Source organism: Paenibacillus sp. 2003 (assembly GCF_031455635.1).
GTDB classification, from domain to species: Bacteria; Bacillota; Bacilli; order Paenibacillales; family Paenibacillaceae; genus Paenibacillus; species Paenibacillus amylolyticus_B.
This window is the reverse complement of sequence record NZ_JAVDTB010000012.1, coordinates 51,791-68,995: the sequence shown is the minus strand read 5'-3', so window position 1 is coordinate 68,995 and position 17,205 is coordinate 51,791. Positions and strand designations below refer to the sequence as shown.

General features: G+C 45.1%; 16 protein-coding genes. 6 read left to right on the top strand and 10 right to left on the bottom strand.

From position 1 onward, the window contains the following. Window positions 1-53: 53 nt before the first annotated feature. Window positions 54-623, bottom strand: a complete 570-nt coding sequence (locus tag J2X75_RS28095; RefSeq protein WP_017690631.1) for an SF0329 family protein — start codon at window positions 621-623, stop codon at window positions 54-56. A 252-nt stretch (window positions 624-875) separates the two neighbouring features. Here J2X75_RS28095 and J2X75_RS28090 point away from each other — a divergent pair, with 252 nt between their 5' ends. After that, entirely contained in the window at window positions 876-1,931 is a 1,056-nt protein-coding gene (locus tag J2X75_RS28090; protein ID WP_310342570.1) for an ankyrin repeat domain-containing protein, read from the top strand. A gap of 89 nt (window positions 1,932-2,020) precedes the next feature. Here J2X75_RS28090 and J2X75_RS28085 read toward each other — a convergent pair whose 3' ends face one another. Then, on the bottom strand, window positions 2,021-2,995 hold the full coding sequence (locus J2X75_RS28085) for a tRNA dihydrouridine synthase (RefSeq protein ID WP_310342568.1): 975 nt from the start codon (window positions 2,993-2,995) through the stop codon (window positions 2,021-2,023). Window positions 2,996-3,383: 388 nt separating this feature from the next. Here J2X75_RS28085 and J2X75_RS28080 point away from each other — a divergent pair, with 388 nt between their 5' ends. After that, window positions 3,384-3,590, top strand: coding sequence for a DUF2536 family protein (locus tag J2X75_RS28080; protein ID WP_105602092.1), 207 nt, complete (start codon window positions 3,384-3,386; stop codon window positions 3,588-3,590). A gap of 54 nt (window positions 3,591-3,644) precedes the next feature. On the opposite strand, the gene J2X75_RS28075 is transcribed toward J2X75_RS28080, so the two are convergent. Then, on the bottom strand, window positions 3,645-5,609 hold the full coding sequence (locus J2X75_RS28075) for an ABC1 kinase family protein (RefSeq protein WP_310342564.1): 1,965 nt from the start codon (window positions 5,607-5,609) through the stop codon (window positions 3,645-3,647). 403 nt (window positions 5,610-6,012) lie between these two features. Between J2X75_RS28075 and J2X75_RS28070 the strand changes: the two genes are divergently transcribed. Beyond that, a complete protein-coding gene (locus J2X75_RS28070; protein WP_310342562.1) occupies window positions 6,013-7,791 on the top strand; it encodes a leucine-rich repeat domain-containing protein in 1,779 nt (592 codons plus the stop codon). 216 nt (window positions 7,792-8,007) lie between these two features. Here the strand turns inward: J2X75_RS28070 and J2X75_RS28065 are convergent, their stop codons facing one another. Beyond that, complete coding sequence (locus J2X75_RS28065) at window positions 8,008-8,598, bottom strand: TetR/AcrR family transcriptional regulator (protein WP_310342559.1); 591 nt, start codon at window positions 8,596-8,598, stop codon at window positions 8,008-8,010. Between the two features lie 148 nt (window positions 8,599-8,746). Between J2X75_RS28065 and J2X75_RS28060 the strand changes: the two genes are divergently transcribed. Next, complete coding sequence (locus tag J2X75_RS28060) at window positions 8,747-9,685, top strand: ketopantoate reductase family protein (RefSeq protein ID WP_310342557.1); 939 nt, start codon at window positions 8,747-8,749, stop codon at window positions 9,683-9,685. A gap of 112 nt (window positions 9,686-9,797) precedes the next feature. Here the strand turns inward: J2X75_RS28060 and rlmD are convergent, their stop codons facing one another. Next, complete coding sequence (gene rlmD, locus J2X75_RS28055; RefSeq protein WP_310342555.1) at window positions 9,798-11,567, bottom strand: 23S rRNA (uracil(1939)-C(5))-methyltransferase RlmD; 1,770 nt, start codon at window positions 11,565-11,567, stop codon at window positions 9,798-9,800. Between the two features lie 29 nt (window positions 11,568-11,596). After that, window positions 11,597-12,478, bottom strand: coding sequence for a diacylglycerol kinase (locus J2X75_RS28050; RefSeq protein WP_017690659.1), 882 nt, complete (start codon window positions 12,476-12,478; stop codon window positions 11,597-11,599). 525 nt (window positions 12,479-13,003) lie between these two features. Here J2X75_RS28050 and J2X75_RS28045 point away from each other — a divergent pair. After that, a complete protein-coding gene (locus J2X75_RS28045) occupies window positions 13,004-13,720 on the top strand; it encodes an NPP1 family protein (protein ID WP_310342551.1) in 717 nt (238 codons plus the stop codon). A 95-nt stretch (window positions 13,721-13,815) separates the two neighbouring features. Here J2X75_RS28045 and J2X75_RS28040 read toward each other — a convergent pair whose 3' ends face one another. Further along, window positions 13,816-14,217 (bottom strand): DUF4395 domain-containing protein, encoded by a 402-nt coding sequence (locus tag J2X75_RS28040; protein ID WP_310342549.1) that lies wholly within the window; start codon window positions 14,215-14,217, stop codon window positions 13,816-13,818. 85 nt (window positions 14,218-14,302) lie between these two features. Beyond that, complete coding sequence (locus J2X75_RS28035; protein ID WP_307539907.1) at window positions 14,303-15,229, bottom strand: ketopantoate reductase family protein; 927 nt, start codon at window positions 15,227-15,229, stop codon at window positions 14,303-14,305. A 168-nt stretch (window positions 15,230-15,397) separates the two neighbouring features. Here J2X75_RS28035 and J2X75_RS28030 point away from each other — a divergent pair, with 168 nt between their 5' ends. Continuing rightward, entirely contained in the window at window positions 15,398-15,967 is a 570-nt protein-coding gene (locus J2X75_RS28030) for a TetR/AcrR family transcriptional regulator (RefSeq protein WP_310342545.1), read from the top strand. Between the two features lie 118 nt (window positions 15,968-16,085). Here J2X75_RS28030 and J2X75_RS28025 read toward each other — a convergent pair whose 3' ends face one another. Continuing rightward, complete coding sequence (locus J2X75_RS28025) at window positions 16,086-16,898, bottom strand: sirohydrochlorin chelatase (protein WP_310342541.1); 813 nt, start codon at window positions 16,896-16,898, stop codon at window positions 16,086-16,088. A gap of 1 nt (window position 16,899) precedes the next feature. Further along, window positions 16,900-17,190, bottom strand: a complete 291-nt coding sequence (locus tag J2X75_RS28020; protein WP_017690665.1) for a YerC/YecD family TrpR-related protein — start codon at window positions 17,188-17,190, stop codon at window positions 16,900-16,902. Window positions 17,191-17,205 lie beyond the last annotated feature (15 nt).

Sequence of the window (17,205 nt, the reverse complement as noted above, 5' to 3'; positions counted from 1 at the left end):
CAGTGAAACCGTCACCGACACAGTGTACCTCTATCCGTGAATGTTATTCAATTTCACACCGTACGACGACGCAGTTCATAAAAATACTGAACGGCAGGATGCTTTAATTTGACCTGCTCAGACATGTTCAGAATTCGCTTTTTGCCAACTCTTCTGTCCATTAGAGCCAGAATATTAAACAAGATATCCTTGCTCTCCAGATTATCCTCTATAGAAGTGGATAAATACGTCGTAGCTGCAACGGTAAAATTCGATTTACTGAGTGCGGTCTGAGCCAACAACAGTTCTTTGGCATGTACGGAGATTTTTCTACTTCTTGCCATGACTTGAAGACGATCCTCGGGAATGGGTCCTTTGGAATCTTTTCTGATAGCTTCAATCTCTTCATCGCTCACAGGAATCATGATCTCCGGATCGCTCTTGATCTCCTGCTCTGTCTGATACCATCGGATTGGGGTTGTAGTATCACTCATGTTGAGTACATTTTTTTTATCTACAGTAATATAACAATTGCCTGATTTATCAGGTGAATAGCGATAGCTGGTAGCACGGTACTCCACCCTTCCAACTAACGCGGGACTAAGAAAACTCTCCAGTTGTTGCTTCAATTTACTCCAGGACATAAATCCTCCTATTATCAAAAGCCTACCGCATAAATTGCGGTGATCATCTCAAATATTTTTCAATCCGGCTCCAGTATCAACATTCACCTAAATTATAACATAGCAAAACAAATTGACGATGGAAGAAACCCAGTTATTGGTTTTAAATTCCCCTATGTGATAAAATTGCAGAAAATTATCTACTTACTATTAAATTGTCATAGCCTACCATTGGAACATACGTTGTTATTCACAAAAGAGAGGAAGAGTGTAATGGCTACGAAGAAAGCAACCTTACCTGCTCATATGGAAAAACTCGTTAAAGATAATGATATCGCTACCGTAAAAGAGGTTTTCGAGCAATGCGAATGGGATGCCCGTGGGGGATACAGCAAAGGTACGACCCTCAGCTTTCGTCAAATATCGGATGAATTGGTCCGCTGGCTGGTAGCGCAAGGGGCAGATATTAATGCACGCGACAAATATCAACGCACGCCCTTACATGCCCATGCCTCACACTGGTCAGGAAATGTACCCCTGTTCCTTGAATTAGGTGCAGATCTGGACGCTGTGGACTACCAAAATGAAACACCGTTACATGCAGCGGTCAGTGGATATAGAACCACAGTGGTTCAAGCGTTGGTAAACCAAGGCGCTACGATTAACGTAGAAAATAAACAGGGAAATACGCCATTAGCCAAGGGCTTAGTCAATTGCCAGAATAGCGATATAGTCAATCTGGCAGAGATTGCCGCAATTCTGCTGGTTGCCGGAGCATCGGTCACCCCGGAAATGAAAGAATCGGTGAAGCGGATCGGTAAGGATTTTGAATTCGTCCGTGAGAAGTTCAATAAGGACAAGGTCGATGAAGTTTCAGACGCGCTGATTAAACTATACAAGTTATTTGATGTCGAGCCGGTAGTGAATCGGATCATGCACGATGGGAATACCCCCATTCAGGTAAAGGCAACCACTTGGACCAAACAGCACCAAGAGCTGTGGGAATATCTCATTCCGGCTCAGGGCCACGCTCAAACGGTGCAGGGAGAGGTCATCCGCATCACAGGACGTGTGTCCCATGAAGTATTGGATAATGGCGGTGGAAACTGGGATGCGGAGTATCGCAAGATGCTGGATGCACTGATTCGTCACCTGGGCTCTGGTACGCCACTAGCTCCTGCACTTCTCCAAGAGGCAGCAGATTTGGTCAGCAGACTTCGCAATGGATACGATTTTGATGCGCCTGCCAGGTTATCCGAGTTGGCGGTATTATGGGTGCTTGCCAATCCTCAGCCAGTCGCAATAGAGAAGCCAGAGTATACGCGTTAAACAGCAAAGCAAAAAAAGAAGCGGAAAAGTTACCGCTTCTTTTTTTATTAAATCTACCTGAATCATACTCCGTATCCATGATTACGGCCTTACTCCACCTGTTCATTACTTTCAAACTCATTGAGCAATTCGCGTACTTTAGAAGTGGTTTTGGCGTTCATCAAGCTGTTTCTCAGCTCACTAGCACCGCGGAAGCCACGAACATAGATTTTGAAAAAACGGGCGAGCGGGCTGAACGAACGCGGTTCAAGCTCGGAATATTGATCATGGAGATCCAAATGCAGCCGTAGCAGATCAAGCAATTCCGTGCTGCTGTGTTCCTTCGGCTCCTTCTCAAAAGCAAACGGATTCTGGAAGATACCGCGTCCTATCATAATGCCATCCACACCATATTGCTCAGCTAGTCGGAGGCCCGTCTCACGGTCAGGAATATCCCCATTAATCGTCAGCAATGTATTAGGAGCTATCTCATCACGAAGTTTTTTAATCTCCGGAATCAGTTCCCAGTGAGCGTCTACTTTGCTCATTTCTTCTCTCGTCCGCAAGTGAATAGATAGATTCACAATGTCCTGTTGCAAAATATGGGTCAACCAGTCGCGCCATTCATCGACCTCAGTAAATCCAAGACGCGTTTTCACACTGACCGGCAGCCCCCCGGCTTTCGCCGCCTGAATAATCTCCGCCGCAAGGGCTGGCCGGCAGATCAATCCGCTTCCTTTTCCATTCTCGGCTACATTCGCTACCGGACAACCCATATTGATATCGATGCCTTTAAATCCTTCTTTCGCCATACCGATACTCATCTCACGAAAGAATTCCGGTTTATCTCCCCAGATATGAGCCACAATCGGCTGTTCGTCCGCTGTAAAAGTCAGACGCCCTCGCACACTATGGTGCCCCTCCGGGTGACAATAACTCTCTGTATTCGCAAACTCCGTAAAAAACACATCCGGTCTTCCCGCTTCACCTACGACATGCCGAAACACAACATCCGTCACATCTTCCATGGGTGCCAGTATAAAAAATGGTCGTGGTAAATCACGCCAAAAGTTTTCCTTTGTCATCTCAAAAGCTCCTCTATACATTCCAGGACAGTCTTTGTCCTCATTAATAGTAAAAACAGTAATTTACGTAACTCATGCATCTGCTTGCCTATCATTTACATGATCATTCGCAGTTTCGTTGCAATTTCACATTATGGTGTCCTAGCTTCTTCTTCACTTATACCATGCAAATGTAACTTTGTTCAAACAACAGTATCTGTTATTACTTCCATTGGATCTTCAAATTATTGAAAGTTCGATGATCTCGAAATTGCCCTTTCCCGATTTTATCACGTCTTTATTAGATTTTCAGCCCGATTGCTCTTGCCGAACTGGAAAAGCTCCTCTAAAATGAAGCTCGGCAGGTATTTAACCTGCAGATCGTCATTTGGAGGAGGCATGACTTAATATGGAAATCTCACTGGATATAATTAAAGATAAAGTCGAATGCTTGCAGGCTTATGACTTTCATGAACTGGCGCGAGTGATTGAAGAACGAATTGAAATCAATAAAGCGCTGATGCTGCGTGTGAAGCAAGTCCAACATCAAGTAACATTTGATCCTATTCGCACCAAAATGTTATATAGTGCAGTCGTGCATTTTGCCGTAGATTGAATTGATTAATAAAAAATTAAACGATTGTTTCATCCATCCTGATCTATCTATACACTACACCTTAGGCTTCAAATGTTTAATTACAGATACGCTCAAAATGGTCATCCCTACACCAAAGCCTGATATGGATAATGGACCAAGTAGAAATCGCATGACTTCGCTCTGAACTACAAAACTTGCGAGCATAACAACCATACAGATTACCGTAAAAATTCCCACCGTTAACGTGCCTATAACATCATTCAATGAATGATTTTGCTCACGAGCAATCGTAATTTTATTTTCCTTTAGAATAGGCAGCTCCAATAATCTAGGAATGTAGTCCGTAATCTGGTCCTTGACCTTGCTTATGCGCTCCTTAACCATCTGCCCTTTATCCATATGGCTGGCGTAGGACTGGCTTGCTGCAGATAAAGAGTAGGTATCATCTACAGATGACAACGTACCATCCAGCGTAATGATAGCTCTGAATGCACCAGCAATGGTCGGTTTTAAGGACATCCCCATATCCGTGATCAGGGTCATCATACGTTTCATCATGACACTTGTCGGGTCTGGTGAGAAAGATGCTTCTGCTAACAAACGGTTAAGGCGTTGTTCAATCAGCTTTTGATCCAGTAAATCTCCTTCCTTACAGACTCGCGTTAAGCCATGCGCCATCTCTTTCGTATCTTTAGTGCTGTAACCCATCAGGAAGCTTAAGATGCCTTCTCGTTCCTCATCCGTTAGATATCCCACTGAACCAAAGTCGATCAAAGCAACTTCTCCATCAGAAGTAAGCATGAGGTTGCCAGGATGGGGGTCCGCATGAAAGATACCAATCATCAGAATTTGATCCAAAAATGCGTGCATCACCCTCACCGACACGTCGTTTGTCACCGCTTTTGTGAAGCTGGTTCCTTCGATATATTCCATGGTGAGCACCTGTTTCGTTGAGAACTCGGCGTAGATTTTAGGAACACGGATCTGAATATCATGTTCCTGGAAGGCTTTTCGTAACAGATTCGTATTTAAGGCCTCGATATCAAAATCTGTTTCTTCAAGCAAATTCTGTTTGAATCCTTCGGCCAACTGGATTAACCCAAGTCTCTTGATTTTGATAGAGCGTTCGGACAGCCATGTGACAAACTGGATCAAAATATCCAAATCCACTGTCATCTTCTGCTTCACGTCAGGTCTTAGAATTTTAACAACAACCTTCTCGCCCGTTAACTTTAGCTTTGCCAGATGAACCTGTCCGATCGAAGCCGCAGCAATCGGCTCCATCCCAAAGGATTCATAGGTTTCATCCATATTTCCGATTCTAGTGTCAATGATTGTTTTCAGTTCATCTTGGCTCAGCGGTTTAACCTGATCATGCAGACTGGAGAACGCTTGAATATAGTTCGCAGGCAGCATGTCCTTTTTGGTCGATAACACTTGAGCAAACTTAACAAACACGCCGCCCATGTTATCCAGAACCTCAGCAATCGCAAAGGGTAACTTGGCATGATCCTGCTGAATCAAATGAGTCAAACCTTTACGTGAAATAATCCAGAACAAACGCATCATCCGTCTGAAAGCACGAACCTTATTCCAGATATAGAGGAACGGATTGGCGGCTTGCAACATTTTAAAATTGAACAGGCTTAGGAGCATGTAGATATAACACGCAATAAACACAACTAATAAAGGGTAGTACATAAACATAACTCTAAGAATCTCGGCATCTGGTGGAGCTGTGGTTTGATTGAAGTATGTAAACGAGAGCACCAGTGTTACTATGGACGTACTGAATAATACCGCCAAGATTAGCCTAAGCTGATTGCTTTTTAAAGTGCTGATATTTCCGATTATAAAATAAACCAAAAACGACGCCACTAAAATACCGCTTAGGTAAAATTGCTCCAGAGCCTGAAGCAGCGTACTCACTACCAGCGAACTGACTAACGAGATTAGAACTTTATGTTTTCTGTTGAAGAACGAAGTCAGCAACATGAATACAACAAAGCACACGAGCAATGTAATAAAAAAGAACATCTTACATCCCACCTGTTATGTAATGGTATCGTTTGATTTTCCTCTCCTCAATATAACATACTCACCCTCGCGTTCAATAAACATAAATAAACCGTCCCGGTAAAGGCAGCAGTTCGCTTGATGATGTCTAATGCCTCCCCTCTGCCCTACTTAAAGAAGATCAAAAAGGAGCTGGATTCCCTACTCCTTCGCTATGTGAAACTTCTTTCTCTCATCAAACGTAAATTCACAAGGTATAATGAAGTCAGATCACCGTTCAGCATGATCTTATGAACATCATAATGAAATGAAGGAGAGGACATTCGTGGCGTTTATCCCGTTAAACTGTCCCAATTGCAATGGAAGAATTGAATACAAGGAGGATGAAGTTTTAAAGTGTCCCTATTGTGAAACAGAGCTTTTATTGAAGCAAAATCATGTCTATTACGTAGACCAGACCATTAATCATTACCACGGGACAGTTCCTGAGGCGACGCCGAAGCCGTCCGTCTCCGTCTCCATCCCCCTAAGGCTGTTATTGGTCCTGCTGCTTGTCATATCAGGCGCCATCGGTACATATTTTTATTATAGCAACAGCTCCACCTATTCAAAAACAGAAGCCAATCTGCCTGTACGAAAGATGCCCGAAAGCGAGGTTCTTCTTTCCTTTTTGCGAGATATCTTCGATAAAGGATCTGCCCTGCCGACAGAGGAGGAATTGGCTCGTCTTCGCTATTTAACTGTAGAGTATTCGGAGAATGATCAGTGGACGTTTACATATAGCCTCTCCGATCCCTTCAGCGATGAACAGGCCGAGAAAATCACTTATGTTACTCAGGACAAGAAACTGAATGGCCAGGAGATCGATCAGCGAGATTTTGAAGCCTTTACGGGACTGACGGCATTGGACCTGACGAATACCTATGAAATCTCCCAGACGGATCAAACCACTTTGGCCCATATGTCCGGATTAAAAAGTTATGGAGGCGCTTTTAACGAATCCTTCAGTACATTTTCGGGCTACTTTGGAGACAAGACTAAAATTACGGAGCTTTCCACTCAGCTTCGCAGCAATCAGGAATTGGCCATGCTGCTGGAGTTTCCTAATCTGAGCTCGTTATCCATTACCTATGTGGATGAATCTGTAACGGATTTCTTTCTGTTGAACAAGCTGCCGCTCAAGTCCCTGTCGCTCACCTTTGTCGATGAACTGGGATGGTTGTCCTCCATGACCGGGCTGTCATCCTTATCCATACATTACAGTGAAACCACAGACCTGCAGCCGCTGTACGCCTTGACCCAGCTTCAGGAGCTTCAGCTATCCTTTTTAACGAATGTAAAGTCCATCGACTTTGTACAAAATATGCCTGCTCTACAAACACTTGATCTCGAAAACGTAAACTTCTCAAGCCTGGAGCCCTTGGCCGACAAGGCCTCCATTACTACACTACGTCTGGCTTCTCTAAGTCAGCTTAGTTCGGTAAAGGTCATAAACAGTCTGCCCTCTCTGCGGGAATTAACGTTGTCCGGTTACTACGAGAAAGCAGAAGCGCTGACATTGCCTAATGTGGGGCGAGTGGAAATTCCAAGCTCCTTTCTCACTGGGCTAAAGGCCCCGGCTACAACCAGTCTGACGCTCCGTGGCGGAAGCGGGGAATTGAACTTGGCTGCGCTGGGGAAATTCCCAAAACTGGAGGAAATCTCGCTCTGGGAGATCGATGAAATAACCCATCTTGGTGCCCTGGACGGCTTGCCTCGTCTAGAGACTCTGAACATTTACGACTCTTCACTATATAAGGAGAGCGATGCTTTATTTCGTTTAAAGCAGGTCAAATCTCTGATGTGCTCCGAGTGCAGGCTGAACTTTGAACAAAAAACGGCCGCGGAGAACAGCGTGCTTGAACATTTGACCTTAGAGCAGCCATATTTCAGCATAAACAATACCTCTGTTACTGAAGTTGACCAGATGATGCCTTACTTTGCCAACATGTCGGCTCTACGTTCCTTTACTCTGCAAGATAACAATCTGGCTTCTCTCGAATTTATGAGTAACTGGCAGGCCATAGAAGAGCTTCATCTCGAGAACAATGCCATTTCCAATATCGAGAGCCTAAGCCAGCTGCCTAATCTGCAAAAGGTATATCTATCCGGTAATTCCGTACAAAACAAATCCGTGCTTGGTACGGATGTGCATGTGTATTAATTACCGCTTGGGATGATGGAGTGAGGAGTTTTAGACTACTATAGTTATTGAAGTAAAGAGGAGCAAATGCTCCTCTTTACTGTTTTTCGCTAGGATATCTGTATGATCTGTTTGTAGGCACTCCAGAAAAGGCTCTTGCAAAAATAATTAGGCAAGCGACCCTCGTATCAGGGATTCTGTTACAGTCAAGCCCTCATTCTCCTTCTCCTCGTCCCTTTACTTTTTATTCAGATCAGAGCGCTTCGGATTGACCGCGCCAAAGATATGATACGGTGTTATCCCCTTTGCAAATAGGCTATCGATCAGCTTGACCAATTCTTCTGACGATAGGTCTTTGTCGTTGCGTATCCAAAGACGAAACATAGATATTAATGTCGAAATGTAAAACTCAATGATATATGGTGCCAAGACATCATCTGTTGGAAAATCCACAATTAATCGCTCAAAGGGAATTTCTCTTTTCAAGCGTTCCACAAAATGAACAGAACCATAGTCTCCCAAAAGGGCCTTCAGAACTGAAATGTCCTCTGCATTTTCCAAGCATTGAAGTGCATCCTGGAACGTATGTGTAGAAAACTCTCTGCCTGCCATTTCCTCGTTAATGGATTTCAAAACACGCTCTTCAACGCAGTCCAACAACTCATAGATATCTGTAAAGTATTGATAAAATGTACTCCGATTATATCCTGATTGGTTAGCGATCTCTTGTATGGATATTTTTTCGATGGGTTTTCGACTATATAAATCACAGAATACATTTATAAATGTCTGCCTTGTTTTGTCCGTAATTTCAGGTTGCTTTTTCATTATTTGCCTCCGTCTGCTGTTCGATCAATTATACGACAGATATTAAAAATCTGATGGTTGATGATCGTAAAGTGAATCAATACAATAACATTATACAACACGTTGTTGGATCATCAACAAGGATTGATTTTTTTTTTCAGGAGGTAATATGAGAATTTTATTCTTTGGTAGAGGTGTCATATCGACCCAGTATGCTTGGGCTTTTGAAAAGGCAGGGCATACCGTTGAGTTTTACGTTAGAAAAGGGAGAAAAGAAACCCTCGGAAGTCATATAGCGCTTGAAATTTGGGACGCACGAAGAGGGAAACAGTTCATCCAAGAAAGCTGGAACATCAAACTGCATGAGGAGATAAGCCCAAATTACGATCTCATTATTGCAAGTGTCAACACGAAGCAACTTCCCGAAGCAGCACAATTACTATCAACTACCGCGGGTAACACCCCTATCCTAATATTCAATAATATTTGGCAGGATTTAAAATCATCGATCTTGCCCTTGTCTATGAACAATGTTGTCTTTGGGTTCCCAGGAGCAGGAGGCGGCATTGAGGACAATAAGCTTAGGGGCGGCTTTTTAAAAACGATATTTCTGGAAAAACCACGGGTAGGCACGGAACAGATAAACAACAAGGTCAAAGAACTATTTGAAAGCGCCCATTTTAAAATCAATTGGACAAAAGATATGCAAAGCTGGCTATGGAATCATTTTGCCATGAATGCGGCGATGGAGACCGAGGTGTTAAAACGAGGAAGTTTCCCAGCCGTCTTGAATCATAGTGACTCATTCGCAAATGTCGGTAAGAGTATGCGGGAAATGACCCCTATACTTAAAGCAAGAGGCGCAAAGATGGACGCGATCACTCTACTGTTGACCAAGATTCCACCAGCACTTCTCGGCACGCTGTTTAACAAGGTTATTTTTGCAAAGGGCAGCTTACCACGACTTTTCATTGAATACAACAATAGTAAAGCCGGTTTTGCGGTACTTGAAGTTGTGAGAGAAGCAAAAAAGTTAGGCATACCTTTACCACGTCTTACTGTGGCATTAGAAATCACTGAACAACACCAAGCCATTGAAAACGGATAAACTGAATGCCTTTCGCTGAATGAATGACTTCGGTTTGAACAATTATAGCCCGAGCTTTAGAAGCCTCGGGCAAATTAGCTATATTAAAACAGGTAAATGTAGCTTCAAAACACTACACCCTAACCAACATCGCTACACTCTCCACATGTACTGTATGCGGGAACATATCCACTGGCGTTACCTCAACCGTTCGATATCCGCCATCCTCCAGCACACGAAGATCACGTGCCAAGGTACTCGGATTACAGCTCACGTAGACCACGCGCTCCGGTTTCATCTCCAAAATCGTATCCAGCAAACGCGGATCACAGCCCTTACGCGGCGGATCGACAACGATCACGTCGGCCTCGATGCCTTGTTCTTTCCAGCGTGGGATAACGTCCTCTGAGGCACCAACTTCGAACTTCACGTTACGCATTTCGTTCAACATGGCATTGCTACGCGCATCTTCGATGGCTTCAGGCACAATCTCCACTCCGTACACCTGATCCGCATGTTGGGCGAGGAAAAGAGAGATCGTACCGATGCCGCAATAGGCATCAATTACGGTTTCTTTGCCGGTCAGCCCGGCGTACTCTACCGTTTTCCCGTACAGTACTTCCGTCTGCACAGGATTCACCTGGTAGAACGAACGCGGAGAGATCGCAAACTGGACATCGCCAATAAAGTCATAGATTACATCACGTCCCCAGAGAACGCGGGTCTCATCGCCAAAGATAACGTTGGTCTGCTTCTTGTTCACGTTCTGGCAGATGCTTGCGACATGCGGAATCGCTTCACGGATACTGCCAATCCATTCGTCTTTGTACGGAATGTCTCGACCATTCGTAACCAGAACAAGCATCATCTCGCCTGTACGGAACGCCTTCTTCACGACCACATGACGTAGCAGGCCGCGACCTGTCTCTTCGTTATATGCGCTAATTCCAAAGTGACTGCCGATCTCCTTCACCTTCGCAACCACTTCGTCATTGTGCTCATGCTGAATGAGACAGCTCTCCATATCGATGATCCGATGGCTTCCTTTAGCGTAAAAACCACCTACCAGACCACCCTCGGTAACGCCAATTGGTACCTGTGCCTTGTTGCGATAGCGCCATGGCTCGTCCATGCCCATCGTAGGCAGTACACGAATGCCCTGTTCTACATCTTCTTCGTTCATGACACCTTCGAGACGAAGGCGAATGCGATTGCTGCCGATCATTTGCACTTCAGAAGTAGCCAGTTCAGTTGTCTGATTCGCCTCACCAACTGAAGCGTCATCCTGCACACGCTGTTCGGCTCCCTCTTTATCATCCTGCACATTGGATGCCAACGTCTCTGCATCCTCCACCATCACGTTCAACTTGCCAATCCGCTGCAAATTATCGACTACCAACTGGCGTTTCCACGCAAGCTGTCCGGCATAGCTCATATGCTGGATCTGGCAGCCTCCGCACTGATCATAGATCGGGCAAGGCGCGGATACACGATCCGGGCTTGCCTTCACGATCTCCAGCAGTTTGGCGTAGCCATACTGCTTCTTGGTTTTCATCACGCGCACACGCACAGTTTCACCCGGAAGCGCACCCTGCACGAAGAGCGTGTATCCATTCGCACGACCTACACCCTCACCGTCATGGTTCATGCCAATGATGTCGATGACGGTCTCTTCATTTTTGCTAACGGGCAGCCCTTCGATTGGTGCAGATTCACGCGTTCTCCCCTTTGGACGAACGGCAGAAAGAGATGCGCCTTGTGGCCGCACCTCTTTTCCTTGCTGACGTGGTGATGGACGAGATGATTGACTTGGCTGACGGGACGCTGAAGCGTTCCCTTGCCCCTGAGAGGCAGCCGAATTCCGGCGGTTTTTTCCACGACCGCTGCGGTTCGTATTAGACAACGTACATTCACTTCTTTCTTTTTAATATTTTAACGATACAACATCAGATGATGACGCAAATTCGTAAATGTTGCTGGCAATGTCCCGCCCAACTCTCCATCGAGGTTCAGCTGCACATAACCCGGGGACGTAACTTCCATATGACTCGTCTGGAAATGAACCACTTTTTTGTCGTTCAGATGCTCCCCACGCAGCGCGAGCGTTACAAGGCGGATCATGTCAGCCAGATTACATTTGCGGACACCGATCACATCGAACAGACCATCATCAATGGTTGCACCCGGAGCCAACTTCTCGAAGCCCCCGACCGAATTGGTATTGGCGATGAGGAATAACATGAATTCATCATGAATCTCTTCCTGACCGTCGGCGCGAATGATAAGTTCCTGAGGAGACAGGCTCGCCATTTTCTCAATACCCTTCATATAATAGGCCAGTTGCCCAATCATCGTTTTCAGACGACTCGGTACTTCATAGGTCAGTTCAGTCAATGATCCACCGCCGGCGATGTTGATAAAATATTTATCATTCGCTTTGCCCAGATCGAGCGGACGAAGCTGCTGGTTAATGACCAGATCCACGTAATCTTCCCACTGTCTCGGAATGCCCAGTGCACGCGCAAAATCATTTGTCGTTCCCAAAGGAAACACACCCAGCGGAGGACGGTTCTCCCGCTCGGCCATACCGTTAATCACTTCGTACAACGTGCCATCTCCACCAGCAGCAATAATCATGTCATAGCCGCGTTCAATCGCGAGTTCAGCTTCGCGGGTTGCGTCGCCTTCACCCGTTGTTGCGTGACATGAAGCTTCGATACCACCTTGATCCAAACGCTGCAAAATATCAGCCAGACGTTTCTTCATTTCTTCCCGGCCTGAGGTCGGATTATATATTAAGCGAGCTTTTTTCATCTCATACGCCACCTATTCCACATTATCCATGAGTCTAAACGACCTCATATTCTTACGTTGCATCAGTCCACAAAAGGGCATATTTTTTACACAATAATGAACTTCCGTTAATGTTGCTCTAATCTTTCGTCTTACCTATATCTATGCATCAGGAATTCCGTCTCATTCCAAAGCCTTTAACTCCTATCATATCATCAAATGTAAAGATGTCCTAGCCTGTAATCCATAAGTATATTTTTTCATATAGGTACCCACTAATCCATCCATTATCCAATAAACCTCACGCACCGATCCTGAATCTTCCCCACTACCTTTTATGTAAAATAGTCTCATTAATCAACCATTCTGCCCGCTTGGACAGGAATTAGTCTTCGATTTCGATGATCTTCATACGATTATGACATAGATATGCTACAAATTTACAATTCTTAAGATGAAAAGATAAATAACATAAACCTTTTTCCAATATAGTTTTAGTGAACCCTCAACTTAGCACCACATCATACCCTTGAAGGAGAAGTGTATATGAAAAAAATCGTGTTAATGCTCCTGGTCTTTCTTATGGCATGTATTCCTTGGGTCACCGTTGTTGAAGCAGCAGAAATTAATCATGACCAGGTTGTCGGATTCCAGGAAGTCACACCAGTCACCGTAATGCAACAAGCAGCCAAGCGTTTTCAGCCGTTTTTGAAGGTCTATCATGGTTGTGTGCCTTTTCCCGCAGTGGATCAACAGGGCAATACCAGCGCTGGCTTGAATACGTCCGGGTCATCGAATGGGAACTGTAGCTCAAGTACAGGGCAGATCTACTCCCGCTCCGCATGGCACAATGGGGTGTGGGCCATCATGTATTCGTGGTATTTCCCCAAAGACTCCCCTTCTTCCGGACTCGGCCATCGTCACGATTGGGAAGGAATCGTCGTGTGGGTAGATAACCCGGCAGCGGCCAATCCCCAAATCCTCTCCATCGCCTATTCCGGTCACGGACAGTTCACCAACGTCACACCGAGCAATACCAATACACAAGGTAATCATCCGTTGATTTCATATAATAGTACCTGGCCACTAAACCATGAGCTTGGCGTTACTAACGCTGTTGGCGGAACTCAGCCTTTAATCGGATGGGACGATCTGACTTCTGCGGCACGAAATGCACTCAACACGACAAACTTCGGTAGCGCCAACGTGCCCTTCAACGATAACAATTTTACCAACAATTTAAACAAAGCCTGGTTTAGATAAAAAAATCCCCTTCAAGTGAACAGTTCACTTGAAGGGGATTTTTTTATGAAGTTATCGTAGTATCCCGGATACCTGTATCACTTCTTTAGCCAACCTCAAAATCCGATTTTTCGCCCTGCACGCAGCTGTTTATACCAGAAATAGACGGTGCAGCCTACACAATAACCTAGCAGCGCCGCGCTTGCAGCCGCGAGAAGCATAACGGAGAATACATAACCTGCGCCTACCCAGCCAAGCGAGAACGAGATGAGTGCCAGAGACAGGAAGAGTACCGCCAGAATATTGTTGAATCGCTGAAGCTCCACCGCCTGCGTCTCTGTACCTTTACCAGTCAACACAGCTTTCCCAATTTGCACAAACAGATTAAGCTTGCCACTGGAAGCCAGACCAACCACCTGAATGCTCCACAGCGCTCCCAGAACTACAATTGGATTGAACACAAACGAGAGTAAAACAAACAATACAATACCGACCTGATTTGCTTTCACATAACGCATGGGCACTTCCCGCACTGTATATCACCTTATCCCCATTTTATTAGTTGGTTTTATTGTAGTCGGTATTGGGTTAATGAGCAACACTTCATCTAAGGATAGTAAAATCTCTTTTCAGCACGTCCCAATGGGGAGTCGGGGTGCCTGTTGTCTTTTTCCAATCGGTAAATGCATTATTTAACGCCTCAATCTCTCCAAAAGAACCCGCAATCAGCTTATGAATTGGAAGCACACTATAGATCTTCAACAGAAGGTACAACATCCGTTGATGCTTGCGAATCATTTTAGCCTGAATCTCCGGTATAATCGTTATGCCCATAGCTTCAAGAACGCTAAAGCCTTCATCCATCGCCCCAATCATATGTTGGATTTGCTTTCTGTTCCCGTCCAACTTGATCAACTCACGCTCCTCATTAAAACTCACCGCATTAAGCATCAGAATGGGGATGATATGGCTTTTCAGCCAGGCATCAATATCGCTCAGAACATTCAACTTGTATTTCACATGTTGGAAAGCTTGATCCAGCAAAGGTTTAAAGTTGATATCACCGTCCAGACTGCCAATCACCATTTGTCCGCCACCTCCACCGATCGATAACATGCGGTCCTTTTCACGCTTCCCTCCACTCACCTGGAATCCAAACGCGACCTGTTTTGCCACCTTGCTGTTTTCCTCCAAAAAGTTTTGCATGCTTCGTGCATCTGCGTTGTTTCCCACAATCACAATATTGCTGCTCTGATTGTCTGCCAGAATAGGTAACACAGAAGGAAAATCATTATATTTCATGACAACAAAAATAAGATCATATTGGTCATCCACTTCCAACGTTCTGGTTACCCGAACCGGATCAACTGTCGTTTTGAATTGAAACATATGCCGGATGACGACTCCATCCTTCTCCAGCTCTTCCGCTCGCTTCCCTCTAGCCAGAAGAGTGACATCATTGCCACCACGCACCAGAACGTGCGCCAGTTGACTGCCCAAAACACCCGCACCATACACTAATATCTTCATTGGTTATCCCTCTATTTCATATTTTATAGATAATTGTTGTTTTATCAACATTTGTTGATAAAATAAGAGTAACAAAGCACCTACTGTGCTTCAATCGTTAAAATATCCGTTTTTGTTGAATAATCAACGAATGATTGCTTATTGTTGAAAACCATCATAGGAGGGGCCATGGACAGACGTGTACTCAAGACACGAAAGGCGATAATCGAAGCTTTTGTGGGGTTATTGGAGGAACAGGATTTCGAGCAAATTACGATAAACGATATTGCTGATCGGGCTAATGTAAACCGAGGAACCATCTATTTGCATTACGCTGACAAGTTCGACCTGTTGGATCAATGCATTGAGACCTATTTGCAGCAGTTGTTGGATGCCTGTATGATCGAAAGCTCTACTACAACACCCGTTACGGCCAAGGATGCGCTGCTCAGAACTTTCCGTTATCTGGAACAGCATGCCACTACCTATACCACACTTCTAACCAAAAAAGGTATTCCGGCATTCCGTAGTAAGTTGATGACATTGTTGGTCCAGGGAGTGGAGGAACAGATGGATGCCTGTGGCATCCAGGAAGGTATGAAAAAAGAGATTACCATACAGTTTCTTGCTTCCGCTGCTGTGGGCCTCCTGGAGTGGTGGATTATGAATTCCATGCCTTATCCGGCCGAGGAGATCGTTGACCAATTAATAAGTTTACTGGAGCTACATCTGCAATTGCACGCACCCATTAATGGATAGCCCAATCTCTTTCAAGTGATCTACAACAAACAAAAACCACGTCCTTCGACGTGGTTTAATTGTTTATGAAGCTATGGAGTTCAAATCACTTGATGCGACATTACTGCGAGCGATGTGATCACATACCTATGCCAAAGCGATCACTCCATGAAGAAGCTTTAACCTCATTACATCTCTCCAGCAAAATCTGGATCTGGCGCTCCAGCCACTGCCCAAGCAATGGATGTGGCAATAGTGTCTCACCGCTGTACACATAGTCCAGCTCCTGCAGCCGATCCGGGATAACGTTCCTCGTGAAATAACCGGCACTCAAAAACAGCGGCGCCACAATGACTCGGTTCCCCCGCTCTTCGCTCCAGTACTTCACTTTGTCGTACACACTCTCCGGATTCAGCAATGCATAATCCGTATGGGCTACACCACTAACTTCCTGTACAAGCTCTGCAAGGGAAGAAATTCCAGCTTCCCAACGCTCACGAAAACCATCATGAATACTCCCATGGCCTACAAGCAGGATCGTTTCCTTCTCCGGTTGCTGCGACAGTAATCGGACCTTGTCCCACACCATCACGGCAATATCCGGATCGTTATCCACTGGATAACCGAAGTGAACCCGAGCCTTCACATCGAACGGTTCCAGATCCGTTTCGCGATCAGGCGTTTCCTTTGCACCAATGGCATATTCAATTTCATCCACATGTGTACTCCCGGACGAAACAAATAGAGGTACGACCAGAATATCGGTTACGCCTTGTGCTTCCAGTCGGTCGATACCGTCCTGGATCAGGCGTCCTTCCACAAGTTCAAGAAAACCGGCTTCAACCGGTAACGGAATAGGCAGATTCAACCGGGAGATCGCGTCATCGACGGATTCCACCCAGGTCTGCTCCTGTGAACCGTGACTGATGATGAGTACACCCCGCTTCTTCATGTTAGCGTCCCAGGCGTTCCAGCGTCATTTTATAACCATCATTGCCGTAATTCAGGCAGCGTTTCACACGTGAAATTGTAGCTGTACTCGCACCTGTCTCTGCTTCAATCTGGTTATACGTATTGCCTTTACCCAACATACGAGCCACTTCCAGCCGCTGGGACATGGATTGGATCTCGTTAACTGTGCAGAGGTCATCAAAGAAAACATAACACTCTTCAATATCTTTTAGCGTCAAAATAGCCTCGAATAGTTGTTCAATGCTTTTATCATTTAGCTTTTTCAGCTGCATTTCATCATCATCCCC

Excerpts from the sequence above, each read along its gene's own strand:
- J2X75_RS28095 (WP_017690631.1), bottom strand. The coding sequence starts at position 623 with ATGTCCTGGAGTAAATTGAAGCAACAACTGGAGAGTTTTCTTAGTCCC.
- J2X75_RS28090 (WP_310342570.1), top strand. The coding sequence starts at position 876 with ATGGCTACGAAGAAAGCAACCTTACCTGCTCATATGGAAAAACTCGTT.
- J2X75_RS28085 (WP_310342568.1), bottom strand. The coding sequence starts at position 2,995 with ATGACAAAGGAAAACTTTTGGCGTGATTTACCACGACCATTTTTTATA.
- J2X75_RS28080 (WP_105602092.1), top strand. The coding sequence starts at position 3,384 with ATGGAAATCTCACTGGATATAATTAAAGATAAAGTCGAATGCTTGCAG.
- J2X75_RS28075 (WP_310342564.1), bottom strand. The coding sequence starts at position 5,609 with ATGTTCTTTTTTATTACATTGCTCGTGTGCTTTGTTGTATTCATGTTG.
- J2X75_RS28065 (WP_310342559.1), bottom strand. The coding sequence starts at position 8,598 with ATGAAAAAGCAACCTGAAATTACGGACAAAACAAGGCAGACATTTATA.
- J2X75_RS28060 (WP_310342557.1), top strand. The coding sequence starts at position 8,747 with ATGAGAATTTTATTCTTTGGTAGAGGTGTCATATCGACCCAGTATGCT.
- J2X75_RS28050 (WP_017690659.1), bottom strand. The coding sequence starts at position 12,478 with ATGAAAAAAGCTCGCTTAATATATAATCCGACCTCAGGCCGGGAAGAA.
- J2X75_RS28045 (WP_310342551.1), top strand. The coding sequence starts at position 13,004 with ATGAAAAAAATCGTGTTAATGCTCCTGGTCTTTCTTATGGCATGTATT.
- J2X75_RS28040 (WP_310342549.1), bottom strand. The coding sequence starts at position 14,217 with ATGCGTTATGTGAAAGCAAATCAGGTCGGTATTGTATTGTTTGTTTTA.
- J2X75_RS28035 (WP_307539907.1), bottom strand. The coding sequence starts at position 15,229 with ATGAAGATATTAGTGTATGGTGCGGGTGTTTTGGGCAGTCAACTGGCG.
- J2X75_RS28030 (WP_310342545.1), top strand. The coding sequence starts at position 15,398 with ATGGACAGACGTGTACTCAAGACACGAAAGGCGATAATCGAAGCTTTT.
- J2X75_RS28025 (WP_310342541.1), bottom strand. The coding sequence starts at position 16,898 with ATGAAGAAGCGGGGTGTACTCATCATCAGTCACGGTTCACAGGAGCAG.
- J2X75_RS28020 (WP_017690665.1), bottom strand. The coding sequence starts at position 17,190 with ATGCAGCTGAAAAAGCTAAATGATAAAAGCATTGAACAACTATTCGAG.